Genomic DNA, 25,085 nt, shown 5'->3' on the forward strand with positions numbered 1-25,085 from the left:
CTATTCGTAGTCTTTACCTATGCTATCGGACAAAATCAAGCGGCGCTGTAAGCCTTGTGAAGTTCGGTACGGTAGCCAAGTTCATTCCTAAGTCGAAGATTACCAGCTTCGCGCCGGGCAGCGGCCCGCCCGGCACTGTTGTCACCGTTATGGACACCCGGTTCACTGGCGCCACGGCCGTGCTGCTCAACGGCGACTCCGACACCAGCATCACGTTCACCGTGCCCGAGGCGGGCTACAGCGGGGCCATCAGCGTCACCACACCCGACGGCGCGGCGGCCAGCTTCCTGAACTTCAGTGTGCGGCCCGGCGGCAAGGCCTTGACCACCAAGCTCACCGTGGAGCTGTGGGTGTGTCCGGAGCAGGACCAAGGCGCGCCGTCCATCATGGACCTGGTGAGCCGTTACTACTCCTGGATTTTCTGGATTCAGCCCTATCAACTGGCCGAGGGCCGCGCCGGGCTGGCTGGCTTCTTCAGCTACGGCGGCGCAGACGGGCTGTGGATGCCCAACCCGGACGGCGGCTTCCGCCACATTCCCGACCGGCAGTGGAGCCACCTAGCCGCCACGCTCGACACCTCGCTGCCATCGGGCCACCTGCTACTTCAACGGGCAGCTGCAGGGCAGCTACGACCTGCCGACGCCCGTGCCGGCGCGTGACACCGCTGACCCGGGCATCGGCGAGCAAACCGGCTCGACCATCGACCTGGGCTACATCAAATCGGACGGCCAGCGCCGCTTCGCCGGCAAGCTGGATGGCGTGCGTGGCTGGTCGGTGGTCCGCACGGCGCAGCAGATTGCCGCCAACTACCGCTACCGCACGCTGGCCAGCATAGACCGCACCGGGCTCATCGCAGACGTGGGCTTCGACGAGACGGCCGACATCTTCCTCGACAAGTCGCCGCTCGCCAACCACTTCGTGCGCCAGGCCCCGAACTCTTCGACCAACGTCCGCGAGGCCACCGGGGCCGATGTGGTCCTCTCCCGTGCCTCCCTTGAACGATCCCCCCATGAGCAAAACCGCCGAGAAAGCCGCCGAGCGGGAGGGCCTCATCACCCGCAACTGGGTGCTGGGAGGCGGCGCGGGCTCGCTGCTGCTGGCCCAGGGCCTGCTCACCTACATCATCAGCAACGCGGCGGAAATCAAGGCCACCAACGAAAAGCTGACCAAGCTCACCAGCACCGTTGAAATCGAGGCGGTGCGCCAGCGCGTGGCCGACCTGGAGACGGCCAAGGCCGAAGCGGCCAAGACCCACCGTGACATCGAGCTGCGCCTCAACTCGCTGGAGCAGCGCACCGCCGTGCACGATACCTGGATGTCCTCCCATAAATAACCTCTTATGTCCCTTTCCTCTGTTCCGTCCGCCGCGCGCTGCGCCGCTGGCTGCTCGCCGTCGCGCTCTGCGCCGGCTACTACCTGTTCACCGCCCACCAGCGCGCCGCCCTGGCCGCAGCCGTCGACGCGGGCCGGCTCGCCGCCGACAGCGAAACCGTGGCCAACACGTCGGTGCCGCCCTTCGGGCTGGTGGCCGGCAAGCTCACGTTTGCCCTCGGGCTGTTCTTCTGCGGCCTGGCTGTGGTCTGAGATGTTCGTGCAGCAACGCGCCTGCGGCCTGCCCACACCCGCCGGCCCCGCGGCGGCGCGCAACTGGTCGTTGGCCAACTCGCCCCGCACCTTCTTCATCCGGGGCCTGCGCGGCAGCCTGGACAGCCGGGGCACATCGTGACCTTCTACTACGCCAACCTCGGGCGCGTGGGCCACGTTGGCAAGGTCGTAGCGCGGCCAGCCGCCGCGCACCTGCGTGGTGAATGCGGGCAACACTGGCCGGGGCGGCGGGCACGACGGGGTCGGTGTGTACAACGTCACGTACCAGGCGTACGACATTTACGCCGGGGCCAACTGGAGCTACTGATGCGACACGGTACTGCTGCTGTTGAGCAGCTGCGCCAAGGAGCCCGTTTTTACTACGTTACCGGCAACGTATACCGACGCCATGGCCGGCGACGAGCCGGTGCCCGTCGTGGTGCTGCCCAAAAAGAACAGCGGCACCATCAGCCTGCAACTGGGCCTGGGCAACGGCATCACCCACACCGAGGCCAAGAAGCCCACAGGTCCGGTCGTGGTAGGCAACGGCAACCAAGTTCAGCTACCGGCTGGCCGTGGTGGGCTTGGCTGAGCATCGGCGCCGCAGGCTGGCAGGTGCTGCGCTAGCTGTGGCGCTTGGTGATGCCACGGCTGCTGCCACGGGCAGGCTAGTAATCTCTTGGGGAGTTGCCGAACCGCCCGATTCAGCAGAGCGTATACTGGTTTGGTTGCCGCAGCGCATGTTTCACCAACCTGTACTGCTATGCCGAACACCGGGGACACCCCACCACTGCCCCTGATTGCCCTGGCCATGTTTCTCACGGCCGGACCGCTCCTGTTGTATTCCCGCCCTCGTTAGCGCGAGGCAAGCAGCACATCCTATTGCAACAAAGCCCCGGCTTGACAGCTGGGGCTTTTGTATATTCGGGGCTATGCCCACCAGTTACGACACCTTGTTACCCAGCAACTCGCTTCCTCCGTACACAGCCTCTCGCCACGGCGCTTACAGCAATGCAGCCGGCACCGTCGTCGATGACCCAGCCGGGTTTGTCCGGCTACGGTGGCACGCCGGGGAGCGGACCATGGTCAACCTGCGGGCCACGTTCGAGCAGGTGTTGCGCATGCTGGTGCGCCAGGGCACGGGCAAAGTCCTGATCGACCGGCGACTCTTGCACGCCATGTCGGAGGAAGAACAGCAATGGATCACCACGCAATGGCTGCCCCGGGCGATGGCCGAAGGCGGCTACCGCTACGCCGCGTGGCTGCCCTCGCGCAACGTCATGACCCGGCTGGCCGCCCAGCAGGTCGTGGCACGAGTAGCGAGCAGGGGGCCTGTGTACCGGCTGTGCGAGACCGAAGCAGAAGCCATAGCCTGGCTGAGCAGCCAGCCGTAGCCCGCGTCACACCGGCGCTCCTTGCTTCCTGGCGTCTTCATCCGCCGCGGCCTTCCTTTGTCCCTCCCCACGCGGCAGCTCGTCGGTACCGGCCGGCAGTAGAACTTGCCGACTCTATTTGGTACGCCACCCTAGCCCTAATACCTAAATGGGCACACCGGGGAGCACACCAATAAAAAAGCCGTTGCAAACGCTTGGTTTACAACGGCTTCTAGTACATCTGAGCCCCCTGCCGGGATCGAACCAGCGACCTACTGATTACAAGTCAGTTGCTCTACCAGCTGAGCTAAGGAGGCGAAAAATGTGGTGCAAAACTAGAGTATCGTCGGCATATGCACAACCCTGGATCGGATATTTCTGCGCTAAGGTACTTCACCTGGGCTTCACGAAAGTCAGATCAACTTGGGGAGTCGCTTGGCCATCAGGCAGGAAACATTCATACGACCAAACACTTACCGGCTCTATCTGGGCCGGATTGGCAAGGTGCCGACGGAGCCGTGCGCCGAGGTTGGAATAGTGTGCACGGCTGGTTACGCACCCAGCGCGGGGGTGTGCTGCTTTTGCACGTGGAGGATTGCGTCTTTGTGCCATTGACGCGTCTGCACACGTCGGCAGTGCGGCCCCGCGTGTTGCGTGTGGGGCCTTGCAGCGTCTTGCGGCACTGCTGGGTAGCCTGCGTCGAGAGAAGTTGGCGGGGCCCTCCTGTTCATGAACCCTTCACTGCGGCCAAAAGAAGTTTGGGGCCGTTCCATAACCTATGTCGCTCCCTTGCTTAAGAAAAAGCGGGCCCGGCATAGGCACGGTGCTTTGTTTGTGGGGCCTGTGGAGAACTTCTATGCAGTAGCCGGCGCTGTTTGCCCTAGCCACTCTGCGCTTCAACGCAACCCTTCCTGCTCTCCCAGCGTGCAGATGAATACGCGCCCTATCTTCGTCGGAAGGTGCGCGGCTACCGCGGCGCTGCTTTTCTGCTTCCTTATTCTATGAACGTCCTGATCATCGAAGACGACAAAGCCCTGGCCCGCGAGTTGGGCTTGTACCTGCACAACGAGCGGTTTCACTGCGACTTCGCCCGCACCGGCCGCGAGGCCTCGGAGAAGCTATTCGTAAACGAATACGACTTCGTGCTGCTCGATCTGGGCCTGCCCGATCAGGATGGGCTGCAGCTGCTGTCCGAAGCCCGGAAGGAGCGCAACCAGCAGGCCAGTATCATTATCCTGAGCGCCCGTGGCACGGTGGATGACCGCATCAAAGGCCTGGACCTGGGCGCCGACGATTACCTGGCCAAGCCTTACTCGCTGCTGGAATTGGTGTCGCGCATGCAGGCCATTGTGCGGCGCAAGCACGGCGTGACGCAGGATGTGCTGCCCTTCGGGCCCTTCGTGCTGAATGTGAGCGACCGGACGCTGCGCCACCAAGACCACGAAGTGCCGCTGACCAAGAAGGAGTTTGACCTGCTGCACTACCTGCTGCTGCACCGCCACAAGGTGCTCACCCGCCTGCAGCTCAGCGAACATATCTGGGGCAGCATGATCAGCGACAGCGACGACCGGGACTCCAACTTCATCGACGTGCACGTGAAGAACATCCGCAAAAAGCTGGCGACTTACGACCCCAGTGAGTGGATCGAGACCGTGCGGGGCGTGGGCTATCGGATGAAAACGGCGCAGGAAGCGTGAGGCTGCAGCAAAAGCTGGTTCTGCTGACCACCCTGTCGAAGGGCTTGATGGCGGGCGTGCTGCTGCTGGCGCTGCCCTGGGCCATCGAGGTTTTTGCCCTGCGCCACACCGAAGCACGCCTGCGCAGCGAGCTGGTGAAGGTGCGCCAGCGCATCGAGCGCGTGGGCGTCAACTCCTTTTTGGCCGGGCAGAAAAACGACCAGCGGCTGCACTACGACCTGCTGGAAGACGAGTTTATCGACCTGCGACGCGGGCAACTGCTGACGGCCGCTCAGGGCGACACCATTGCCACGCTGCCGCGGCAGCAGCAGGGCGAGCTGGTGGATTTTCGGGTGCTGCGGGCCAGTTTCGTGCACGACGGGCAGCCCTATACCCTGGAAATCGGCAAGAGTATGGAGTCAGTGGAGGACGTGTACGGGCTGCTGCGCGGCTTTGCGGCCTACGCGCTGGTGTTTGCGGTGCTCACCACCTTGCTTATCGAGCTGGGCGTCATCAATTACCTGCTGCGGCCGGTCGACCAGATTGTGATGCGCCTGCGGGCGGTGCAGGGCCCCACGCCCCCGCCGCTGCCACCGCTGCACACCGGTACCTGGGACTTCCAGTACCTGGACAATTCCATTCAGCAGATGCTGCAGAAGATCCGGACGGTGTTTGAGCAGGAGCGCGAATTCATTGCCAACGTCTCGCACGAGTTGCTGACGCCCATCAGCATTCTGCAAAACCGCTTCGAGAACATGCTGCAGGCCGAAAACCTGCCCGAAGAAGCCGAAATGCAGCTGGTCACGTCGCAGAAGACCCTGCAGCGCCTCACGGCCACGCTGCGTACGCTGCTGCTGATTTCGCGCATCGAAAACGCGCAGTTTGCCCGTCCCGACCGGGTCGACATCAAGGAGCTGCTGGCCGAAATCGTGGAAGAGCTGGACTACCGCCTCCAGGATCAGCACATCGCACTGCAGCAGCAGTTGACTGACGACCCGGTAATGGCCCCGGCCAACCGCACGCTGCTGTTCACCTTGTTCTACAACCTGCTCAGCAACGCCATCAAGTATAACCTGCCCGAAGACGGCCGCATTGCCATTACCGGCGCCGCGCAGGCCGATGGCTCGTACGTGCTGGTGGTGCACAATACCGGCAAGCCCATTCCGAAGGAGCAACTCCCCTACCTGTTCGAGCGGTTTCGCCGCTTCGACGACGGCCGCGTGGAAGGCTTCGGGCTGGGGCTGTCGGTGGTGCGCTCGGTGGCGCAGTTCCACTTCATCCGCATCTCGGCCGCGTCGGACGAGCAGGGCACCTCGTTTACGCTGCACCTGCCGCGGCCGCGCTAACTTCGCCCGCTCGCTTTAGGAGCTGCTTATGTCGTCTTCCCGCTTTCAAGTACCGCCGCTGCCGGCCGTGCTGCTGTCCATCGTCAGCGTGCAAGGCGGGGCGGCCATTGCCAAGGGGCTGTTTCCGCTGCTGGGCGCGGCGGGCACGGCCAGCATGCGCATTGGGCTGTCGGCGGTGATACTGCTGCTGGTGGTGCGGCCGCGGCTCGGGCAGCTGAGCACTGCCCAATGGCGGGCGGTGGTGCCGTATGGCTTGGCCCTGGGCATCATGAACTTTGTGTTTTACCTCGCGCTGAACCGCATTCCGCTGGGGCTGGCCGTCACGCTGGAGTTTGTCGGGCCTCTGGGGTTGGCGCTGGCCGGCTCGCGCCGCTGGTCCGATGCGGTATGGGCCCTGCTGGCCGGCGCGGGTATTGCACTGATTACGCCCTGGCAAGGTCAGGGTCTGGACCCGCTCGGAATGGCCTTTGCGTTGGCGGCCGGGGCTTGCTGGGCGGTGTACATCGTGCTGGGCCGGCGCACGGCGCTGGTACTGCCGGGCCAGCAGGCGGTGGCCGTCGGAATGCTGTTTGCCGCCCTACCGGTGGTACCGTTTGGGCTGGCCGGCGGGCAGTTGCTGAGCCTGACGCCCTTTCTGTTCCTGCTGGGGGCACTGCTGGCGCTATTTTCCAGCGTGCTGCCGTTTTCACTGGAAATGCAGGCGCTTCGTACCATGCCTACCCGCACCTTCAGCATTTTGATGAGCCTGGAACCTGTCGCGGCGGCGTTGTCGGGCTGGGCCTTGCTGCACGAGCGGCTCACCGGCGGGCAATGGCTGGCGGTGGTGCTGATTGTGGTGGCTAGTACGGGGGCTACTTTGACGGCCAAACGAGAGGTGGTGAAAGACGAGATTGAGGCCGTTTAGAAAGCTGGAATAAAGTAAACTTCCGTTATCCTGAGCAAGGCGAAGGACCTTACCCCGCTTGAACGATAACCGTTTTAACGACTCGTTCAGAGGTGATAAGATCCTTCGCCTTGCTCAGGATGACGGTTACTTTCGGAAAGACGGAGCTTCTGGCAATGCTCCGGCCCATATGGTTATTACACCATTGGCAGGGTGAAATGGAAGGTGCTGCCGGTGCCGGGGTAGCTCTCGACCCAGAGGCGGCCGCCCTGGGCGGAGAGAAACTCGCGGCTGATGCTCAGGCCCAGACCGGTGCTACCGCGGCGCACCTGCCCTTCGGGGCTTTGGTGGAAGCGCTGGAAGATTCGCTCGTGGTGCTCGGGCGCGATGCCGGGGCCCTGATCCTGCACGCTGAGCTGCACGCGGGCGTCGGGGGTGAGCTGGGCGCGGATGTGAAGCGGGGCCTCGTTGGGCGAGTAGCGGATGGCGTTGCTAAGCAGGTTGATCAGCACCCAGGTCGTTTTTTCCTCGTCGGCGCGCACAGGGGGCAGGTTGGCAGGCAATTCCACCTGCAACTGCAGGCGCTTGTCGTCTAGTTGGGGGCGCACGGTGTCGACGGCGCGCTGCACCACGGCCGAAAGGCTGGTGGGGCGCAGGCTGAGCTGGATACCGGCACCGGCGTCGAGGCGGGCCACGGTGAGCAGCTCGCCCACCATGCGTTGGAGGCGCTGGGTTTCCTGGCCGATGCCCTGCGCGAGGCGCTGCCGTTCCTCGGCGTCGGTGCGCTCGTGCTGGAGCAGTTTCAGGCTTAAGCCGATGCTGGCCAGCGGGGTTTTCAACTCGTGCGAGACGGTGGCCAGGAAGTTGGACTTGAGCTGATCGAGCTTCTTGAACTCCGACACGTTGCGCAGGGCCAGCAGCTGCCCGGCCGGGCGCACGTGCTGCCCGCTTTCGTCGAAGGTGCGCAGATCGTGCACGCTGAGGCGGTAGTAAGTGTCGTAGCCGCTGATGCGCACGGTGATGAGCGGGGCGGCTTCGGGTTCGCCCTCGGCCGGGGCTACGTCGGCGTCGTCAGCCCCGACGGCCACGGGCTTGAGCAGCTGGGCCAGCAGCTCGTGGTGGCGGGCCAGCTCGGCGGCGGGGCGGCCTACCAACTCGGTATCGGCCCGGTTCAGGAGGCGGCAGACGGCAGGGTTGGCCAGCAGAATAACGCCGTGCTCATCGAGCAAGAGCAGGCCCTCGTCGAGGCTGGTTACCACGCCTTCGAGGCGGGTGCGCTCGGTGATGATTTCGGTGAGGGCCGTGCGGCGGAACTTCTGCAGCTCCAGCATCAGGCGGTTGAAGGCGCGGCCGGCGCGGCCCAGCTCGCTATACTCCCCGACCGGGATGGTCGACTCGAAGTTGTTTTTGGTGGCGTGCTCCAGGGCCCGCGTCAGCTCCTCGATGGGCACGGCGGCGGCTTCGGCCACCCCGATGATGAGGCCCAGGGTGATGACCACGGCCAGCGCGGCCAGGGCCAGCATGAGGCGAAACGACTCGGCGGCGTGGCGGTCGGCCACCTGGCTTTTGCGTTCCAGCGCGTCCACGTTCAGATCGACCAGGCGGTGGGCGAGGCCGCGCAGGTAGCTGCGGTAGGGCGCCAGTGCGGCGGGGTCCAGGCCGCTTTCTACCCGCTGTTGGTACACGTCGGTGGCCTCGGCGAGGCTGTCGATGACGGCTTGCTCGCCGGGCTCGGTGACGTTGTTGGCGGCGCGCTGCAGGGACTGGCGCAGCAAGGGCAGCCCGCCGGGCGCGGCCGGGGCGGTTTCGAGCTGGTCGATGGCGCTGAGCAGCACCTGGCCCACCTCCACGGAGTAGACGTTGGTTTGGCGGATGCGGCGGGTGGTGTTGTCGAGGCGCAGCAGGGCCGTGGTGGCGTAGCCGCCCAGCAGCAGCAGCAAGGCCAGCACCACCGCAAAACCCAGGCTTATTTTCGTGCGGATGTTCATGGGAAAGCCGCCGGGGCGGGAGAATCAAGGAGCAAGGTACAACCGCTGTAACCTCACTTGCTTATGGGTTTATATTGCGTGGCATGAGCTATTAACTTGCCTTCGTCTTTTTAACTGGATGATGTACTATCGATATGATTAAGAGCAAATCCCCCTTTGTCATTGCTGCTATGTCTTTACTGATGGCTTGCTGTCAGCAACAAAGCCAAGAGGTGGATGCACGTAGCGGCAGATCTTCTATTACCCAAGAGCACGCAACTAGCAAGCCTGAGGCGGCGAATTCAGCCTCAAAACGCACCTGCAACTTTGCTAATCCAGATACTTCGCTTATCGGAATAAGGCTTAGGGATGCAGCCAGCGCTGCTCGTGTGCTTGGTACCAGTATTGCACCCAGTGCTAACGTTGGCCTGGGCCTGGGCTCGGACTCAAACGGTGAATATCATTACTACTCCAAGCTTGATGCGGAAACGTTGACGCTGACGCAGCATCCCGGGGACGCCCGCTATCAAATATCCATTGTCAACGTCAAGTATTCCGACAAAGCGTGGTATGGCTATCCGCAACTGGCCGTCAATTCCTTCACAACCGAGAAAGGTATCAGACTTGGCATGAGCGAAGCTGAGCTAGTAAAGCGTTTGGGTAATTGTTTTACGCGCTTCAGTAACGCCTCGGGATACACCAGACTACATTACAAAATTGAAGCGCCAAGTGATAGTAAGACCAAGCTCCTGAGCCGCGCAAACATGCCCGTTTATTACGCAACCTATAAGCTATGTAACGACAAGCTTATGGAAATGGAATTCGGTTTTGAATATCCATAGCGCGGGTTATGACCGCCGAATTTCCTCCTTCAAATGCTCCACAAAGCGGGCGAATTCCGGCTCGGCTTCCACGTTGGGGTGCCAGGCCAGGCCCATGGCGGCTAAGTCATATTGGTGCTGCTTGGAGATGGTGGCGCCGGGGATGAGCTGGCCGGCGGCGTCGCGCTCGTAGCCCATGAGCCAAAGCGTATCCGACAGGGCGGTGGTGGTGGCCAAGTCGTGGGAGACGATGACGACGGTGTTCAGCTCGTGCATGGTGGTGACTTCCACGATGATTTTCTTCAGCTCGTCGATCATGGCCACGTCGAGGCCGGAGAAGGGCTCGTCGAGCAGGATGAGGTGGTCGGAGCACAGGAGCTGCTGGGCAATGGCGGCGCGCTGGCGCTGGCCGCCGGAGAGCTGGGCGGGAAATTTCTTGCGGTGCTGCGCGAGGCGGAAACGCTCCAGGAAGGTTTCGACTTCGCGCTTAGCGGCTTCGGGCTCGTGCTTGCGCTGGGCGGCTAGTAATAGGTTGTCGGCCAGGGAGCGGTGGTTGAACAAGGGGTAGCGCTGCTGCACCAGGCCCACGTCGCCGGGGCGCACGGGGTGCTGCTCCTCTCCTACCTGCACGGCGCCGGTGCTCGGCTGCACCAGCCCGGCGATGATGCGGCAGAGCACGGATTTGCCGATGCCGGAGCGGCCGTAGAAGCCCACAACCTGGCCCTGGCTCATGCCGGGGCGCACCACGTTGAGTACCTGGGCGCTGATGTCGCGCAGCACCAGCTCGCCGTTGTAGGCCATGGAAATGTTATCGAGGGTGAGCACGGGCTCGTGGTGGCTGTAGGGGGACATGGTGAGGTGGTGAGTTAGAGAGTTGGGCAGCCAGCTTTTGAGGCACTTGTTGGTTTCGGGCTCGCGGCGCCTGTGGCTGGGCTTTGGACGGTTGGGGCGAAGCTCTGGGCTGCCGTGACCAGGCTTTGAAGGACTGCGTCCGGGCTTTGGGTGGTTGGAGCTAGGCTTTGGACGACTGGGTCCGGGCTTTGAAGGACCGGCGCTGTCTTTGGGCCGGTGTGACCAGGGTTTGGACGCCTGAGGTCGGGCTTTGGCGAGTCGGGACTTGGCTTTGGATGATTGGGGCTGTGCTTTGGCATTTCGGCGCAAAAACCGCGGCGCCGGGTGCTTGCTGTGCAGGCAGCTTATCCTTGGGCGGTGGTCAGGGCGGAGTATGGGAAGAACACGCGGCGCAGCAGGGCGAAGGCGTAGTCTTGCAGGGCGCCGGTGGCGAGGATGACCAGTTGGATGGCCAGCACGCCGTCGAGGTGCAGGTAGCGGTTTTGCTTGTAGAGCAGCAGGCCGATGCCGCCTTCCGACTGGTAGAGCGTTTCCACCAGGGTAATCATCGTCCAGATGATGGCAAAGTTCTGGCGGACTACTTCCAGCATCAGGTCCAGCTTGCCGAGCACCACGACTTCCAGGAAGCTGCGCCACTCGCCCAGGCCCAGGGTGCGGGCGTGGTCCATTTCCTCCTGGGTGGTCATCAGGATGACGCTGGTCATGCCGGTGACGAGGTACACGGTGGTGGCGAAGACGAGCACCGAGAGCTTGACCTCGTGGCCGGAGCTGAGCATCAGGGCCATGAAAAAGGTAAGGCCGGTGAGCGTGAGGTAGCGCATTTTGGTGGCCGCGTAGGCCAGCGGGCGGAAGAAGGGCAGCGCCGTCAGGTAGGATATCAGCAGCGCCAGCACCGTGCCGATGGCCAGGGCTTGCAGGGCAGTGGTCATGCTGGCCCACAGCTCCTGGATGAGGCCCTGGGTGGTAATCAGGTCGCGCAGGGCCACGAGCACCTGGCCCAGGCTGGGGAACATCTGCACCGGGTAAAAGGCCCAGAGCAGCACCAGCACCAGCACTTGCAGGGCCACCATGGTGGTGAAGACCGTGCGGCGGGGACTGGCATTGGGGGAAAAAAGCTCTTTCATGGGGACCGGCCTGCGGGAGGCGGTTGAAGTTGAAAAGACCGGGAAGATTAGGCCGTCATGTTGAGCGCAGCCGAGACATCTCGCTGGATCGTAATTCTCTCGTCAGACGAGGAATTCAGTATCTGCCATCAGCACGCGAGATGTCTCGGCTGCGCTCGACATGACGTTCTGTAGTGTAGTAGTTGTTTTGTATAGGTCGTTCTATTGTAGCAGGCGCTGGGCCAAGCGGCCGAACAGGTAGCCGGCCTGGGCCGCGGCTCGCAGGCGCCCCGTTACCGGCGGGACGCCTGCTGGCACGGGCGGATGGTGCACTAGCAGATAGAGGGTAAGAACAAGGCACATCGGATCAGGCCCGCAAGGCCGGTTAGTTGCCGAGGACGATTTCCACGCGGCGGTTTTTGGCGCGACCGGTTTCGTCGGCGTTGCTGGCCACGGGCTCCAGGGCGCCGTGGGCGTAGACTTGCACGCGGCCCTCGGGGAACGAGGAGGAGCTTTTGGCTTCCAGCCAGTTCTTCACGGCCAGGGCGCGCTGCTCCGAGAGCTGCTGATTTTTGTCGGTGTTGCCCACGTTGTCGGTGTGGCCGTGCACGGCGACTTTCAGGCGGCCGGCGACTACGAGGTCGTCAAAGAGGCGGTTCAGGTCCTGCTCGGCGGCCGGCGTGAAGGTGCTGCGGCCTGTTTCAAACTCGATGTTCCAGGCCCGCTTGCTCACGCTCTGGCGGATTTCGTCGTCGGCGGCAAACTGCTGCTGTTCGGCCGGGGCAATGGTTTTGCCTTTGTACTGCTCCTGCAGCTTGCGCAGGGTGCCCAGGTCCAGCATCTGGTCGAGGGGCACGTAGCTGGGCAGCTCTTTGGGGTACAGCTTGCTTTGCACGTCGCCGAAGGTTTTGTAGACGGAGGCGTAGATGTTGGTGCCGCCGTTGTCGAGGCCGAACAGGGTCAGGTTGTCGGCGAAGTTGAAGGCCTTGCTGCCGCCCAGCTCCACCACTTCGCCGGTGCGGTCGGCTTCGCTCACGCCCTTGTAGTAGCGCAGCCAGTAGGCGCCGGGCTTGTCCTTGTCGCCGTACACTTCCGCGGAAATATCAGCGGCGCGCTGCAGGGCTTCGGGGTGCGACTTTACCTGGTCGCCGGCCACGGCCAGGGCGGTGATGATGCCCTGTACTTCCTTCTCGTGGGCTTCGTACCAGCGTTTGGTCGTCACCATGATGTTGGGCATCTGGTTGGAGTAGTCCTTGGTCGAGACGATGTTCACGAGCCCGCCTTTCTGCTTGGCAATGTTCACGTCGCCGGGCGTCCAGGTGGCTACGCCGTCGGCTACCACGTCCACTTTCACGCCGGTGCTGCGGCCTTTCACCACTTTGGTGCGCTGCTCGGGCTTGCCGAGGATGTATTTCTCGGCGGCCACCAGGAAGTCGGAGGCGGCCATGAAGTTCACGGCTTCGGGGTCGTAAGTAGTTTCGTCGGGGTTGACTTTGAGGCCGTTGTCGGCGCACCACTTCAGGGCAATGTTCTGGTCGCCGTCGCGCAGGTAGCAGGCAATGGTTTTGCCCAGGGCCGATTTGGGATAGTCGAGCCACTCTTTCGGGCCCATCAGCTTGTCTTCGCCGAAGCTCTTACCGGGGCTGTAGGGCAGAATCTGCAGGCCGGTGCCGGCTTTTTCCAGCTGCGCCTGCACGGCCGAGAAGGCCGGCAACCCGTCGCCCATGATGCTCACGATGAGGCCGGGCGTTTTGGGGTTGCTTTGCAGGTCGAGGGCGTTCTTGACGAGGTCAGCCTGCATTTTGGCTACGTCGTCCTGGCGCACAATCTGCAGGTCAATGCCGTTGGCGGCCATGGCCGAGCCTTCGGTGCTGCGCGGACCGCCGTTGGCCAGCATGCCGGCCATCTGCGAGTTCCAGGCCATTACTTCCCAGGTCACCGGGGTGCCTTTTTCGGCTGGGGTGCTGCCGGGCAGCGGGGCCAGCGGCACGGCCAGGTTGGTGCGGGAGCCGCCGCTTTGCGTGGGCAGCTCGATGGAGTTCAGCAGAACCGACTGGGTTTCGGCTTTCTGGAAGACGGCACCGCTGCTCACCAGCTTGTTGATGCCGAAGTAAGCGGCCAGCACCAGCAGCAGGCCGATGACGATTTTACCGCGAGTTGTCATTGTGGTATGGAGAAAAAAGTGGGTTCGAAAGAGAGTTGGTGGGTGTTGACGCGGTGGGCGTCGGGCTCTCCTCCTCAGCTGAGGAGGGGATGTTGCGGCTTTGGCCGCGACGGGGGTGGTTGACGGGCGTCCGCGCCGTCAGGTAGTAGCTGCTGGCGCTGGCTACAATTCAGGTAGCCTTAGCTCTAGCCACCGGGCAACGATTATCAACCACCCCGCCCTTCGGGCCTCCTCCTCATCTGAGGAGGGGGGTTTTTTAGTCTTGGCTCTTAGTCCAGCAGCTTGCTGAAGGCGTCGTTGCTGGCCTGGGTAGTGGTGCGCGGCGACTGGCTCACGGCTTTCTCGTCGAGCAGGGCGTTGAAGTCGCCTTTCTGGTAGCGTTCCAGCAGCTGCTGGCCTTTCTCGCTCATCACCCCGTTCTGGATGTCCATTTCCTTCACGAAGGCCTGCGAGTAGCGCATGGCCTGCTTGATCTGGCCGAGCTTCTGCGCCATGTCCTGGGCCACGCGGTCGGTGGCCAGGTCGAAGAAGTACTTCTTGTCCGGGTCGCCGCGCAGGATATTCATGGCGGCGCGCATGCCGGAGGAGGTGCGCTTCACCAGGTTGTACTCGTCCTTCAAGAGGTTCACCTTGAACTTGGAGTTGTCGATCTGGCGCAGGGCGGCTTTCAGGATCTGGCGCATCACCAGGCTCACGTTGGCGGTGGTGGTGAGCATGGGCTGCAGGCGGGTGTTGTAGTCTTCGAGCTGGGCGGCACGCGAGGCGTACTGCTCGGCGGCGTCCTTTTCGCCCTGGCGCTGGGCCGAGGCCGCGAGGCCCAGGTACTCGCGCATCTGCTGCTGGTTGGCTTCGATCTTGCGCTTCACCAGCTCGTGGGCGCCTTCCACGTGGGCCACCTCGCCGTCCATTTTCTTGGCTTCCTGCTCGGTGTTGCGGATGTAGTCCTCCATGATGCCGATGGGGTCCGTCTCGACGAAGATGCCGGCGGCGGAGCGAAAGAAGCGCTGCCCGGCGTACCAGAGGCCGGCTTTGATGCGCTTGTTGGTAGCCAGCAAAAACATCAGGAACAAGGCCCCCAGCCCGACGCCCAGCTTCACGGTGTCGAACACCATGTCGACCAGGAACGGGGCGATGGTGCCCCAGAAGTAGACGCCCGTGCCAACGGCGGCGCCCAGAAAAACCCAGCCGGCGACTTTTTCCGGCTTTTGCCACTTGGCGTTGCCCGCCTCGTAGCCAGTCGTTAGCAGTGAAGTATCCATTATCGTGAGGGTGTGAGTTGACGAGTTTGAGAGTGAGGGGTGCTATACCTGGTCGCGGCTTCGTTACTTGGCCGGAGTAGTGCCCAGCGTCAGCAGGAAGCTCTGGGCGGCCTGGTAGTGGGCGTGCAGGTCGGCGGCAGCGCCGGCGTTGGCCTGCTCGTAGGAAGCCAGGGCGGCCTGGGCTTTTTGGCGCTCCTCTCCTAGCTGCTGCTGGGCGGCTTGCAGCTCCTGGCCTTTGGCTTCGAGCTGGCGGGTGAGTTCGGCCATGTCGGCCTGCAGCTTTTGCTCCTGAGCCAGCAGCTGCACGATGGTGCTAGGGCGGCTATTGGGAATCTTCAGCTCGCCCAGCTTCTCGCGGTGGCGCTCCAGCACCTTGTTGCGGTCTGACTGCAGGACGCGCTCAAACTGGTCGGCCGAGGCCAGCAACTCCTGCACCGTCAGGCCCGTCACGGCCGCGAAGGCGTGGTAGGCCGTCTGGTAGAGCACCGGGCCCGACAACCCGCTGGCGGCCATGCTCCGCACCATCTTGGCGTAGGCGGCGAAGTCCTTGCCGTTGCCGGCCAGCAGCCCATTGATGTGCTCCACGTGGCGCTGCTCGGGCTGCGTCACGCCGGTGGCGGCAGCCGGCGGCGTGACGCCGGGCAGCGAGGAGCTAGGGCCCGGCGCAGTTGGGGGCGTTGGCACGAAGGCGCGGGCTGCCGGGGCGGTTCCGGGCAGCGGCCGCGGCTGTGGTGCCTGGGCGGCGGCCGCGCCGTCTTCTTCGATGAAGAAGTCTTTGGCGGCTTTGGCGATGTTGTCGAAGATGGCCATTGGTAAGAGTGGTTAGGGTAACGTCTTGCGGGACGCGGACCCTAAGCCAATCCAGATGCCGATGACCGAATGCCAAACAGAGCCTCAATTATTATGCATTGATTATCAGTGAATAAAATCATATGACGCGAAATCAGCGGAGCCAGAAAACGAAAAACCCTTCCGTTTTGGAAGGGTCTGCATTTTCGAAACAGCAGGAAACCAGGGGCTGCATACCGCTGCCGGTCAGGGCCGGGCCATTAGTGGTCGTCCGACTTTCGCAGCACCTGTTCCAGAAATTCGCGGGGGTTGATTAGAAAGCGCACGGCGGTACACTGCTCCAGCGAGGGCAACAACTCCCGCAGGCGGGGCGCGAACAACCGGCCTTCGGCGTCCATCACCAACAAGTCGTGGCGCTGACAGATACTGAGCACGGCTTCGAGAAACCAGACGGCTTGTTCCACGTCGCGCATGTCCGTGCGGAACGTGAACTCCGACACGTAGCCATCCGACGGGCCAACGGCTACGGAGGCATCGTGGTCGACCGGCTCCCCTTTCCATCTGTAAAATGTGGTGCCGCTTGCGTTCCAGACAACGCGAGTCAGCAGTTGGTCCAAGGCATCAACAAGGGCCTGGGCCGCAACGCCAGTATCCGTCCACCAATCGATGGTATAGGCATCGTAGATAGCCGGGTCAGCGAGCTGCGGCTGATCGGCCCAGTGGCGATTCCAGCCGGCATGATCAATAAACAGTTGGGTAGGTAGGTGGCCCAGTTGCTGCTCGACGCCAGCCGCGGGCAGAACAGTCAGTTGATATTGCCAGATAGCCATGTGCGTTGCTCAGAAACCAGTGGAGAGCCGTACTCAGCCAGGTGTTGGGCTTACAGCCCGTACTCCTGCAGCTTGCGGTAGAGCGTGGTCAGCCCAATGCCGAGCTGCCGCGCCGCTTCGGTTTTGTTGCCCTCGGTTTCGGCCATGACCTGCCGGATGTGCCGGGCTTCGAGGGCGCGCAGGCTGCGGTCGTCGGGGCTGAAGCCGGGCAGGCCGGCGCCGGGCGCAGCAGTGGCGTGAAACTCGTCGGGCAGGTAAGCGGCGGCCAGCGGCTGGCCATCGGGCGTGAGAATGGCGGCGCGCTCGAGCACGTTCTTCAGCTCGCGCACGTTGCCGGGCCAGTTGTAGCGCTGCAGCAGGCGCAGGCACTCCACGTCGAGGCCGGGCACGCGCTTGCTCATGCGGGCGGCGAAGTAGCGCAGGAAGTACTCGGCCAGCGGCTGCACGTCCTCGGGCCGCTCCTTGAGTGGCGGCACCGGGATGGTAAAGACGGAAAGGCGGTAGTAGAGGTCGGGGCGAAACTGCCCGGCGGCGGCCTCCTGCTTGAGGTTGCGGTTGGTGGCCGCCACCAGGCGCACATCCACCTTGGTGGGCTTGGTGTCGCCTAGTTTGGTGAAGGTCTGCGTTTCGAGTACGCGCAGAAACTTGGCCTGCACCGACAGCTCCAGCTCCCCGATTTCGTCGAGGAACAAAGTACCGCCCGAGGCTTCTTCCAGCAGGCCCTTTTTGTCGCCCAACGCCCCGGTAAACGCGCCCTTCTTGTAGCCGAACAGCTCCGATTCGAGCAAGTCCTTCGGAAATGCCGAGCAGTTGACGGCCACAAACGGCTTGCTCTTGCGGGGCGAGGCCTGGTGAATAGATTGGGCAAATAGCTCCTTGCCCGAGCCGGTGGGGCCTTCCAGCAACACCGTGGCATCGGTGGCGGCCACCTGCCGGCCCAGGGTCTTGGCCCGTTCCAGCGCCGACGAGTGCCCGATCATGGACTCAAACGAGTGCTGCGCGCCCACCTGCCGCTCCAGCTCGGCCACGCGGTAGCGCAGGCGGGCTTTTTCGGCGGCGCGCTCCACCAGCACCGGCAGTTGGTCGTTGGAGTCACCCTTGGTGATGTAGTCAAAGGCGCCGTCCTTCATGGCCTGCACCCCGTCGATGATGGTGCCGTAGGCCGTCATCAGAATGACTTCCGACAGCGGGGCCTTCTGCTTCAGCCGCGGCAGCAGCTGCACGCCATGGGCGTCGGGCAGCTTCACGTCGCAGAGCACCACGAGCACCTGCTGGTGCTGCCCGAGCAGCTCCAGCCCCTCGGCGGCGTTGACGGCCTGCAGCACGTGGTAGTCTTCCAGCTCCAGCAGGCGGGCCAGCAGCTGGCGCAGGCGGGGTTCGTCGTCGATGATGAGAATGGTGCCTTGGGGCATGCGCAGTAGCGGAAGCGGCAATGATCGGCGCCGGTTTCCAGGGGCAAAGGTGTCGAATTCCGGACGGTGCACCGCACACCGCGTGTTACTCGGTTTCCCGGTCCACGTCGGTAAGCTGGCCCTGGTTCTTCATGCCCAGCAGGTCCAGGTGAGTCAGCGTGACGGTATCCTTGCCGAAATACTGGGCATGGTTGAGCTTCTTAACCGGCTGCGAATCGTCGGTTTCGTACGCGCTGGCAATAACGTCCACCGTGTTGGCGTGGGCGCGCACCACTTTCAGCAAGGAGTAATTGCGGCTGGAATCGTTGCGCACCGTGTAAATATCCCCGGCGCGGGGTGCGGCCAGAAAGGCGTCGTTGTCGTGCCCGTCGCGGATGCTCGCGTCGGCGGCCCACACCACGCCCAGCGTCAGCACGGCCAGTCCCGACCACTGCCACCACGGGGCCCGGGTCGCCTTCTTTTTTGCTCGCAAGGCCTGCTTGATGTCGTCGGCCTCGGCGGGCAACTGCGCCAGCTCCCAAATGCCCTGGCAATGCTGGCACAGCGCCACGGCGGGCTTCCGATACGGTAGCAGCGGCACCCAGTAGATGTGAATGTAGCGGCTGAACACGCTGGCGTGCATGCGGTCGGCGGTATGGCAGGCGGGGCAGGCTACGCCGGGCAGCGGCTCGGTGCGCACGTGCGAGCCGTTGGTTCCGTAGATAATCATCAGTAAAAGGTTATAAGCCGCTGGCAGCTAGTCGAGAAGCCCAAAATAAGTACTGCTGCTCGGCTAATTCGACACCTTAGCATGGTTTTTTAGCTGTATTCGTCCAAATTACTACCAGCTGCTGGCCATAGAAAAAGCCCCACACGGTAAGGTGCGGGGCTTTTTGCATTAGTACTTGAGTCTAACCTTAGCTGCGCACCACGCGCAGCTGGCGCTTGAGCCGCTCGATGCGCTGCTTGGTTTCGTCGATGCGGCCCTGGTACTCCTCGCGCAGCTGGCCGGCATTCTTCGAGCGGGCGAAGAAGTCCAGGTTGGTCTGCAGCGTAGCCACGTCGTTTTCCAGCTCGTTGATGTCGCGGCGCAGGTTCTGCTCCTTGCGGTAAAGCAATTGCTGCGCCTCGGGGTTCGACTTCAGGCGCTGCACTTCCAGCTGGAAGCGTTGCTCGTCACGCTCGGCGTAGCTCAGGCCCGGGATGTTGTCGATATACTTGCCCATCAGCTCCAGGAATTTCTCCTCGGCCTGGGCCGCGCCGCCGCGGCGGCCCGACTGCGGTACTTCGCTCTGGCCCCACTCGGCCACCAGCGCCTGCAGGCCTTCCTGCGTGCCGGGGTTGTCGGCCGACAAGGCGGCTACCTGCGAGGCAATGGCATCGAGGCGGCCAGCTTGCTCCTGCGAGAGCTGCTGCTGGTGCTGCTCGCGCTGACGCGATTCAGTCTGCTTCCGCTCGAAGAAGGAGTCGCAGGCGGTGCGGAAGCGGTGCCAGATCTTGTCCGACTGCTTTTCGGGCACCCGCCCGATGTTCTTCCATTCCTTCTGCACCCGAATCACCACCTCGCGGCCTTCTTCCCAGTTCGGGTTCTGCAGCGCGGCTTCGGCCTGCTCGCACAGAGCTATTTTGGCTTTCAGGTTGCGGTTTTTCTCTTCGTCGAGAGCTTTGAAGAACTGGTTTTTATGCTGGAAGAAGCCCTTGTAAGACGCCCAGAACTGCTTGTTCATGGTTTCGGCCTGGCTGCGGGGCACCAGGCCCGCGGCATCCCACTGCTCCTTCAGAGCCTGCAACTCGTCGGTCTTGGCACGCCACTCGTTCACGCGCTCCGTCTTGAACTCACCGAAGGGCACGATCTGGGCCAGCAGCTCCTGCTTGCGCTGCAGGTTGGCGTTTTCCTGCGCCGAGCGGGCGTCCACGAAGGCGCGCTTGCGGTTGTGCACCTGCTCCGAGGCCTGCAGGAAGCGCTGCCACAGCGGCTCACGCATCTCGTTGGGCACCGGGCCCACGCCCTTCCACTCCTCATGCAGCTGGCGCAGCTCCGTCAGGGCCTTATTGATGCTGGACTGCTGTACCAGGTCCTCGGCGCGCTTGATCAGTGCCTCCTTGGCTTCGAGGTTGCGGCGACGGTCCAGCTCCTTCATTTCGAAGAAGAGGCCGCGGTTGTTGTAGTAAATGTCGAGCAGGGCGTGGTAGCTGTTCCACAGCTCCTGCGACTGGGCCTGCGGCACGGGGCCGGTAGCTTTCCATTCGGCCTGCAGCGTCTTGATGCGGGCCGAAGAGTCTTTGGTCTCGGCCGACTCCACCAGCTGGCGCAGCTGGGAGAGCAAGTGCTGCTTCTGCACTAGGTTTTTGGCGCGCTGCTCGTCTTCCTGACGGGCGTCGCGCACGCGGGCGTCGCGGTACTCCTGAATGCCCTTGGTAACTTCGGCGTAGCCCTGCGGCCCGGCAAATTCAAAGTCCTCGGCGTTGTTGCCGGCTTCCACAAAGCGCTGCCGGGCAGTACCGCGTTCGGTATTGACGCCCTGCTCGTACTGACGGTGCAGATCGAGGATCTGACGGCGGTTCTGGCGCGCGTCCGGGCGGCGCAGCAGCTCCTGCAGGTAGCTGCCCTGCGCGGCTACGTCCAGCTGGCTAAAATCCGGGGCCGGGGTTTCGGGCACGTACTCGTCCTCGTCCTCGTGGTGGGCGGCCTGCTCGGCGGCATCGGCAGCCGAGGCGTTGTTGGAGGTGGGCAAGGCGGCTACCGGAGCCGGAGCGTTTTCGATGTCGGCGGCCGTGGTCAGCGGCTGAGCCGGCAGCGTCACGGCCGCGGGAGCATCGGCCTCGGGCGTGCTGGTTGCTTGCGCGGCTTCTACCGGGGCGTTGGTTTCGGAGGCATGGGCTACGGCGCCGGGGCCTTCGTGGCCGTAGTGGGCTTCGGCCCGCTGCTGAGCGGCCCATGGTTCGTTTGCGTGGGTTTCCTCGGCGCGCTGCTGCTCGGCAAATGCCTTGTTGGCCGCCGACTGCCCGGTGGCTTCCAGGCCGCTACCGGCTGCCGGTTCGATGGCCGCCGAGTGGTCGGCCGCCGGTACTACCGGTGTCGATTCGGTGCCGGCCGTGCCTGGGGCAGCCGTAGGGTCGATAGGCGCGGGCGCGCTCTGATCGGCCTGCTCGGTGATGTCGCCGGCGCCAGTCGCGGCGGGCTGCGCCGAAACAGTAGCATCGGCGGGCACATCGGGTGCGGCCAGCGTGGCGGGCACCTCCGTGGCGGTCGGGGCTTGGGATGGTGTTTCAGCAGAGGCATCGGCCGTCGGCTCGCCGTGCTGGCGGGACTGCGCGATTTCGGCCAGCCGGCGCTCCAGGATGCTCATCGGCGACTCCTGATTCGACTCGGGGCTGTTGGGGGCGGTGTTCTCGTTCTCCGGTTGCATGGTTCTCTCTCGACAAAACCGCCCGGTCGGCCGCGCAGGGCGCCGTACCGGGCAGGCTACGTTCTCAGTTCAGACGCGGGTCCAGGGGGTAGTTGGACAGCACGCGGTAGCGTCCCCCTTTCTCGCGCAAAATGGCCTGCCAGAAGGCATCAGTGGTCAAAGTAAACACTTTCCCGGCAGCATTCGGGTGGACAATCCAGGTATTTTCCTGCACTTCGCCGGCCAGCTGCCCGGCCGTCCAGCCGGAATAGCCCACGTACAGGCGCAAGTTGCTTTCCGTCAGCTCGCCCGCGGCAATCAGGCCGAGCAGGATTTCAAAGTCGCCGCCCCAGTATACATCCGAGCCCAAAGGCTCGGCCCCGGGCAGGTCGGCGCGCTGGTGCAGGTAGTGCAAGGTATCGGGCTGCACGGGGCCGCCCACGTGCAGGGGCAGCGTGGTGGCCGGGTGCTCGTCGCCGCCGGGCAGGTTCATCGCGTCGCCGAGGCGCACGGAGGTCGGCCGGTTCAGCATCAGCCCGAAAGTACCTTCCTCTTCATCGTGCCGACACAGGAGCACCACCGACCGCTCAAAATTCGGGTCGCCCAGGAAAGGCTGCGATATTAGCAAGCTACCGCTCTGAAGTTGGGACATAGCGAGGGCGAAATAAGAAGTGAGGTATACGGTGCGGTGAAGCGGCGGCCCGCAAAGATGGGTGTTGAATCGGCCCCCGCAAGTAAGACGGGCGCCGTTACCTTACGTTGGCTTGCCCCGTGTAGGTTCCATCGGCGGTGCCGGCCGGGCGGCCCGAAAAGAGTCCGCGCCGGCCCTTGGCGTTGCCCGGCGCTTCGCCCCGCGGCAAAATGCTCCTACTTTTGCCCCGTTATTTCCGCCGCCATGCAAGATCAGCACCTCGCCAACCTGCGCAAAACCTACGCCCAGCACGAACTGAGCGAATCGGCCGCCGACGCCGACGCCCTGCGGCAGTTCCGCCGCTGGCTCGACGAAGCCCTGCACGCGCAGGTCGAAGAGCCCACCGCCATGACGCTGAGCACCGTCTCGGCCGAGGGCCAACCTTCGGCGCGGGTGGTATTGCTCAAGGGCCTGCCCGAGGACAGCGGCTTCCTGTTCTTCACCAACTACGACTCGCGCAAGGGCCAGGAGCTGGCCGCCGCGCCCAAGGCCGCCCTCACGTTTTTCTGGCCCGGGCTGGAGCGGCAGGTACGCGTGGAAGGCGTAGTGGAAAAAGCTGCTGACGCTACCTCGACAGAGTACTTCCAGAGCCGGCCGCGCGGCAGCCAGATCGGGGCCTGGGCTTCGCCCCAAAGCCAACCCATAAGCAGCCGCGAGGAGCTGGAGCAACGCGAGCGGGAAGTGGAGCAGCGCTTTGCTGCCCAGGACCCGCTGCCCCGCCCGCCGCACTGGGGCGGCTACGTGCTGCATCCCACGCGGGTAGAGTTCTGGCAGGGCCGCCCCTCGCGCCTGCACGACCGGCTGGTGTACGAAAAGGACGGCACGGCCTGGAAACGCAGCCGTTTGGCCCCGTGAGGCGACAGGCGGCACGCAACAGGTGAAATGTCCAAACGATAACCCGTCCCGTGCCGCCTGTCACTCCTTGCCGATTACCCGTCCCGTGTCCCCTGTTTCTTACTACCCAACAAATTGGCTGAAATTCAACCCATCCGGGCCTGGCGCTACAATCCGGAACTGAGCCAGCGCATTGATGAGTACGTGTCGCCGCTGTTCGACGTCGTGTCGGCCAAGCAGCGCGAAGCCCTGTACCGCAACCCGCTCAACAGCATCCACCTTTCGGTGCCCCGCCAAGGCGAGGACCCGGCTGGTGAAGCCCTGCGCCGCCTCATCGAGTGGGAACAATCCGGGGTGTTGCTGCAGGACGCGGTGCCGGCTATTTACGTCTACTACCAGTATTTCCGGCTGCCCGGCAGCCCGCGCGAGTACTGCCGCAAGGGCTTCATGTGCCACATCCGGGCCTACGACTGGGCCGAAGAAGTGGTGCTGCGCCACGAAAACACGCTGCCGGCGTCCGTCAACGACCGGGCCGAATTGCTGAGCCGCACCCAGTTTCAGACCAGCGCCACCCACGGCCTGTACCGCGACGAGGCCTTCGAGCTGGAGCGCTACCTCGACGAGGCTATTCTGGACCCGCTGTGCCAGACCGAGGAGGACTACCAGGGTGCCCGCGACGTGCTGGCCGTGATTCAGGACGCCGAGGTGATTCAGCGCTTTCAGGCCCTGCTGGCCGAGCGGCAGGTGATTCTGGCCGATGGCCACCACCGCTACGAAGGCTCGCTGGCCTACCGGCGGGCGCGCATGGCCGCCGATCCGCAGCACACCGGGCAGGAGCCGTGGCACTACCACCTGATGTACCTCACCAACGCCGCCGCCGACGACCTGCGTATCCTGCCCACCCACCGGCTGCTGCTGGAGCTGCCCGGCGGGCTCACCGACGCGGAGTTTCTGGAGCGGCTGGTCCCCTACTTCGTCATCACGCCCAAGGACGACGCCTTCGACCTGCCCGAAATCATTGCCGGCAAGCCCTGGGCCTTCGGCTTGTACCTCGACCGGCAGCCCTACAAGCTGCGCCTGCGCCCGGAGGTGCACGCGCAGCTGGCCTGGGACACCACGCCGGAGGTGAAGAACCTCGACCTGACGGTGCTGCACTACTTTGTGCTGGAGCGCGCCCTGGGCATCGTGGGGCCCGACGCGCAGCGGCAGTGGGCGGGCGTGGCCTACGTGCGCAACTTCCCCGAGTGCCTGCAGCGCGTGGACAGCGGCGAGGCCCGCGCCGCGCTCATCACCAACGAGGTGACCATGGCCGAAGTGGAACGCGTGTGCCACTCCGGCGCCGTGATGCCGCCCAAATCCACCTTCTTCTACCCCAAAACGCTCGGCGGCCTGCTCTTCACCAGCATCCGCGACGACGAGCCGGTGGGGCTTCTGCGGTAAAGGAACTACACTAACCGACGAAGCAACCCAGATGCTTCAACAAGCGGATGCCAGGTAGAGCTGACGCCCTTTCTGATTACTGCCTACCCCCTAACACATGCGCCTGATTCTCGCCTCTAATTCGCCGCGCCGGCGCCAGCTGCTCTCCGACCTGGGCCTTGCCTACGAAGTGCGCCTGAAGGACGTTGACGAAAGCTTCCCGGCGCACCTGCAGCGGGCCGAAGTGGCCGAATACCTCGCCGCGCACAAGGCCTCGGCCTACCGGGCCGACCTGCAGGCCGACGAGGTGCTGCTAACCGCCGATACCATCGTGTGCCTCGACGAGCAGGTGCTCAACAAACCTGAGGACGACGAAGACGCCGTGCGCATGCTCACGCTGCTGCAGAGCCGCGCCCACGACGTGTACACCGGTGTATGCCTGCTAACTGGCGACGGCCGCGAAGTAGTGTTTTCGGACCAGACGCGCGTGCACTTCCGGGTCCTGAGCGAAGCCGAAATCCGGCACTACGTGCGCCAGTATCGCCCCCTGGACAAGGCCGGCGCCTACGGGGCCCAGGACTGGATTGGATTGGTGGCGGTGACGCGGCTGGAGGGCTCGTACTTCAACGTGATGGGCCTGCCGGTGCACCGCGTGTGGGAAGAGCTGTCCAAGCTCGCTGGCGACTTATTGCCCGGCTAATAACTACGCGACAG

At 63.8% G+C, this 25,085-nt stretch carries 23 protein-coding genes and 1 tRNA gene; 12 read left to right on the forward strand and 12 right to left on the reverse strand.

Annotated features, from left to right (window positions below; genetic code table 11):
• The first annotated feature begins 56 nt into the window (after nt 1–56).
• The 5 genes from B0919_RS17530 (at nt 57) to B0919_RS17545 (ending at nt 2,978) form a co-directional block, all read left to right on the forward strand.
• A complete protein-coding gene (locus tag B0919_RS17530) occupies nt 57–659 on the forward strand; it encodes an IPT/TIG domain-containing protein (RefSeq protein ID WP_078013583.1) in 603 nt (200 codons plus the stop codon).
• A gap of 350 nt (nt 660–1,009) precedes the next feature.
• Nucleotides 1,010–1,333 (forward strand): hypothetical protein, encoded by a 324-nt coding sequence (locus tag B0919_RS17535; protein WP_078013584.1) that lies wholly within the window; start codon nt 1,010–1,012, stop codon nt 1,331–1,333.
• 252 nt (nt 1,334–1,585) lie between these two features.
• Nucleotides 1,586–1,726: a hypothetical protein gene (locus B0919_RS25375; protein ID WP_176133108.1), complete on the forward strand. Its 141-nt coding sequence runs from the start codon at nt 1,586–1,588 to the stop codon at nt 1,724–1,726.
• A gap of 207 nt (nt 1,727–1,933) precedes the next feature.
• Complete coding sequence (locus B0919_RS17540) at nt 1,934–2,176, forward strand: hypothetical protein (protein WP_176133109.1); 243 nt, start codon at nt 1,934–1,936, stop codon at nt 2,174–2,176.
• A 340-nt stretch (nt 2,177–2,516) separates the two neighbouring features.
• Nucleotides 2,517–2,978, forward strand: a complete 462-nt coding sequence (locus tag B0919_RS17545) for a hypothetical protein (protein WP_139362214.1) — start codon at nt 2,517–2,519, stop codon at nt 2,976–2,978.
• A gap of 223 nt (nt 2,979–3,201) precedes the next feature.
• Here B0919_RS17545 and B0919_RS17550 read toward each other — a convergent pair.
• Nucleotides 3,202–3,274: transfer RNA gene (locus B0919_RS17550), tRNA-Thr, on the reverse strand.
• A gap of 684 nt (nt 3,275–3,958) precedes the next feature.
• Between B0919_RS17550 and B0919_RS17555 the strand changes: the two genes are divergently transcribed.
• The 3 genes from B0919_RS17555 to B0919_RS17565 are packed head-to-tail and all read left to right on the forward strand — an operon-like array spanning nt 3,959 to nt 6,883.
• On the forward strand, nt 3,959–4,654 hold the full coding sequence (locus tag B0919_RS17555) for a response regulator transcription factor (RefSeq protein WP_078013587.1): 696 nt from the start codon (nt 3,959–3,961) through the stop codon (nt 4,652–4,654).
• Nucleotides 4,651–5,979 (forward strand): sensor histidine kinase, encoded by a 1,329-nt coding sequence (locus tag B0919_RS17560; RefSeq protein WP_078013588.1) that lies wholly within the window; start codon nt 4,651–4,653, stop codon nt 5,977–5,979. The genes B0919_RS17555 and B0919_RS17560 overlap by 4 nt, the downstream gene beginning before the upstream one ends.
• 28 nt (nt 5,980–6,007) lie before the next feature.
• On the forward strand, nt 6,008–6,883 hold the full coding sequence (locus B0919_RS17565) for an EamA family transporter (RefSeq protein ID WP_078013589.1): 876 nt from the start codon (nt 6,008–6,010) through the stop codon (nt 6,881–6,883).
• Nucleotides 6,884–7,059: 176 nt separating this feature from the next.
• Here B0919_RS17565 and B0919_RS17570 read toward each other — a convergent pair whose 3' ends face one another.
• Entirely contained in the window at nt 7,060–8,850 is a 1,791-nt protein-coding gene (locus B0919_RS17570) for an ATP-binding protein (protein ID WP_078013590.1), read from the reverse strand.
• Between the two features lie 170 nt (nt 8,851–9,020).
• Between B0919_RS17570 and B0919_RS17575 the strand changes: the two genes are divergently transcribed.
• Entirely contained in the window at nt 9,021–9,671 is a 651-nt protein-coding gene (locus B0919_RS17575; protein WP_176133110.1) for a hypothetical protein, read from the forward strand.
• Nucleotides 9,672–9,677: 6 nt separating this feature from the next.
• Here the strand turns inward: B0919_RS17575 and B0919_RS17580 are convergent, their stop codons facing one another.
• The 10 genes from B0919_RS17580 to B0919_RS17625 form a co-directional block, all read right to left on the reverse strand.
• Complete coding sequence (locus B0919_RS17580) at nt 9,678–10,502, reverse strand: ATP-binding cassette domain-containing protein (protein WP_078013592.1); 825 nt, start codon at nt 10,500–10,502, stop codon at nt 9,678–9,680.
• Between the two features lie 344 nt (nt 10,503–10,846).
• Complete coding sequence (locus tag B0919_RS17585) at nt 10,847–11,626, reverse strand: ABC transporter permease (RefSeq protein WP_078013593.1); 780 nt, start codon at nt 11,624–11,626, stop codon at nt 10,847–10,849.
• A 364-nt stretch (nt 11,627–11,990) separates the two neighbouring features.
• Entirely contained in the window at nt 11,991–13,769 is a 1,779-nt protein-coding gene (locus tag B0919_RS17590) for an OmpA family protein (RefSeq protein ID WP_078013594.1), read from the reverse strand.
• Between the two features lie 269 nt (nt 13,770–14,038).
• Nucleotides 14,039–15,028, reverse strand: a complete 990-nt coding sequence (locus B0919_RS17595; RefSeq protein WP_078013595.1) for a PspA/IM30 family protein — start codon at nt 15,026–15,028, stop codon at nt 14,039–14,041.
• 63 nt (nt 15,029–15,091) lie between these two features.
• On the reverse strand, nt 15,092–15,838 hold the full coding sequence (locus B0919_RS17600; protein WP_078013596.1) for a hypothetical protein: 747 nt from the start codon (nt 15,836–15,838) through the stop codon (nt 15,092–15,094).
• A 239-nt stretch (nt 15,839–16,077) separates the two neighbouring features.
• Nucleotides 16,078–16,647, reverse strand: coding sequence for a hypothetical protein (locus B0919_RS17605; protein WP_078013597.1), 570 nt, complete (start codon nt 16,645–16,647; stop codon nt 16,078–16,080).
• A 50-nt stretch (nt 16,648–16,697) separates the two neighbouring features.
• The gene (locus B0919_RS17610) at nt 16,698–18,059 is read right to left on the reverse strand and encodes a sigma-54-dependent transcriptional regulator (RefSeq protein WP_078013626.1); all 1,362 of its coding nucleotides are present in this window, start codon (nt 18,057–18,059) and stop codon (nt 16,698–16,700) included.
• Between the two features lie 85 nt (nt 18,060–18,144).
• Nucleotides 18,145–18,768 (reverse strand): hypothetical protein, encoded by a 624-nt coding sequence (locus B0919_RS17615; RefSeq protein WP_078013598.1) that lies wholly within the window; start codon nt 18,766–18,768, stop codon nt 18,145–18,147.
• A 187-nt stretch (nt 18,769–18,955) separates the two neighbouring features.
• Nucleotides 18,956–21,448 carry a DUF349 domain-containing protein gene (locus tag B0919_RS17620; RefSeq protein ID WP_139362216.1) on the reverse strand — a complete coding sequence of 831 codons (2,493 nt, stop codon included), beginning with the start codon at nt 21,446–21,448 and terminating at the stop codon, nt 18,956–18,958.
• 64 nt (nt 21,449–21,512) lie between these two features.
• Complete coding sequence (locus B0919_RS17625) at nt 21,513–22,079, reverse strand: YqgE/AlgH family protein (RefSeq protein WP_078013600.1); 567 nt, start codon at nt 22,077–22,079, stop codon at nt 21,513–21,515.
• A gap of 243 nt (nt 22,080–22,322) precedes the next feature.
• On the opposite strand from B0919_RS17625, the gene pdxH reads away from it, so the two are divergent.
• The 3 genes from pdxH (at nt 22,323) to B0919_RS17640 (ending at nt 25,071) form a co-directional block, all read left to right on the forward strand.
• Nucleotides 22,323–22,973, forward strand: a complete 651-nt coding sequence (pdxH, locus tag B0919_RS17630; RefSeq protein WP_078013601.1) for a pyridoxamine 5'-phosphate oxidase — start codon at nt 22,323–22,325, stop codon at nt 22,971–22,973.
• 114 nt (nt 22,974–23,087) lie between these two features.
• Complete coding sequence (locus tag B0919_RS17635; RefSeq protein WP_078013602.1) at nt 23,088–24,392, forward strand: DUF1015 domain-containing protein; 1,305 nt, start codon at nt 23,088–23,090, stop codon at nt 24,390–24,392.
• A gap of 97 nt (nt 24,393–24,489) precedes the next feature.
• Nucleotides 24,490–25,071, forward strand: a complete 582-nt coding sequence (locus B0919_RS17640; RefSeq protein ID WP_078013603.1) for a Maf family nucleotide pyrophosphatase — start codon at nt 24,490–24,492, stop codon at nt 25,069–25,071.
• Nucleotides 25,072–25,085: the final 14 nt, after the last annotated feature.

Origin of the sequence: Hymenobacter sp. CRA2 (assembly GCF_002007105.1) — a bacterium.
Lineage (GTDB): Bacteria > Bacteroidota > Bacteroidia > Cytophagales > Hymenobacteraceae > Solirubrum.

Excerpts from the sequence above, each read along its gene's own strand:
- B0919_RS17625 (WP_078013600.1), bottom strand. The coding sequence starts at position 22,079 with ATGTCCCAACTTCAGAGCGGTAGCTTGCTAATATCGCAGCCTTTCCTG.
- B0919_RS17610 (WP_078013626.1), bottom strand. The coding sequence starts at position 18,059 with ATGCCCCAAGGCACCATTCTCATCATCGACGACGAACCCCGCCTGCGC.
- B0919_RS17545 (WP_139362214.1), top strand. The coding sequence starts at position 2,517 with ATGCCCACCAGTTACGACACCTTGTTACCCAGCAACTCGCTTCCTCCG.
- B0919_RS17585 (WP_078013593.1), bottom strand. The coding sequence starts at position 11,626 with ATGAAAGAGCTTTTTTCCCCCAATGCCAGTCCCCGCCGCACGGTCTTC.
- B0919_RS17615 (WP_078013598.1), bottom strand. The coding sequence starts at position 18,768 with ATGATTATCTACGGAACCAACGGCTCGCACGTGCGCACCGAGCCGCTG.
- B0919_RS17565 (WP_078013589.1), top strand. The coding sequence starts at position 6,008 with ATGTCGTCTTCCCGCTTTCAAGTACCGCCGCTGCCGGCCGTGCTGCTG.
- B0919_RS17555 (WP_078013587.1), top strand. The coding sequence starts at position 3,959 with ATGAACGTCCTGATCATCGAAGACGACAAAGCCCTGGCCCGCGAGTTG.
- B0919_RS17570 (WP_078013590.1), bottom strand. The coding sequence starts at position 8,850 with ATGAACATCCGCACGAAAATAAGCCTGGGTTTTGCGGTGGTGCTGGCC.
- B0919_RS17580 (WP_078013592.1), bottom strand. The coding sequence starts at position 10,502 with ATGTCCCCCTACAGCCACCACGAGCCCGTGCTCACCCTCGATAACATT.
- B0919_RS25375 (WP_176133108.1), top strand. The coding sequence starts at position 1,586 with ATGTTCGTGCAGCAACGCGCCTGCGGCCTGCCCACACCCGCCGGCCCC.
- B0919_RS17575 (WP_176133110.1), top strand. The coding sequence starts at position 9,021 with ATGTCTTTACTGATGGCTTGCTGTCAGCAACAAAGCCAAGAGGTGGAT.
- pdxH (WP_078013601.1), top strand. The coding sequence starts at position 22,323 with ATGCAAGATCAGCACCTCGCCAACCTGCGCAAAACCTACGCCCAGCAC.
- B0919_RS17640 (WP_078013603.1), top strand. The coding sequence starts at position 24,490 with ATGCGCCTGATTCTCGCCTCTAATTCGCCGCGCCGGCGCCAGCTGCTC.
- B0919_RS17595 (WP_078013595.1), bottom strand. The coding sequence starts at position 15,028 with ATGGATACTTCACTGCTAACGACTGGCTACGAGGCGGGCAACGCCAAG.
- B0919_RS17605 (WP_078013597.1), bottom strand. The coding sequence starts at position 16,647 with ATGGCTATCTGGCAATATCAACTGACTGTTCTGCCCGCGGCTGGCGTC.
- B0919_RS17600 (WP_078013596.1), bottom strand. The coding sequence starts at position 15,838 with ATGGCCATCTTCGACAACATCGCCAAAGCCGCCAAAGACTTCTTCATC.
- B0919_RS17620 (WP_139362216.1), bottom strand. The coding sequence starts at position 21,448 with ATGCAACCGGAGAACGAGAACACCGCCCCCAACAGCCCCGAGTCGAAT.
- B0919_RS17590 (WP_078013594.1), bottom strand. The coding sequence starts at position 13,769 with ATGACAACTCGCGGTAAAATCGTCATCGGCCTGCTGCTGGTGCTGGCC.
- B0919_RS17535 (WP_078013584.1), top strand. The coding sequence starts at position 1,010 with ATGAGCAAAACCGCCGAGAAAGCCGCCGAGCGGGAGGGCCTCATCACC.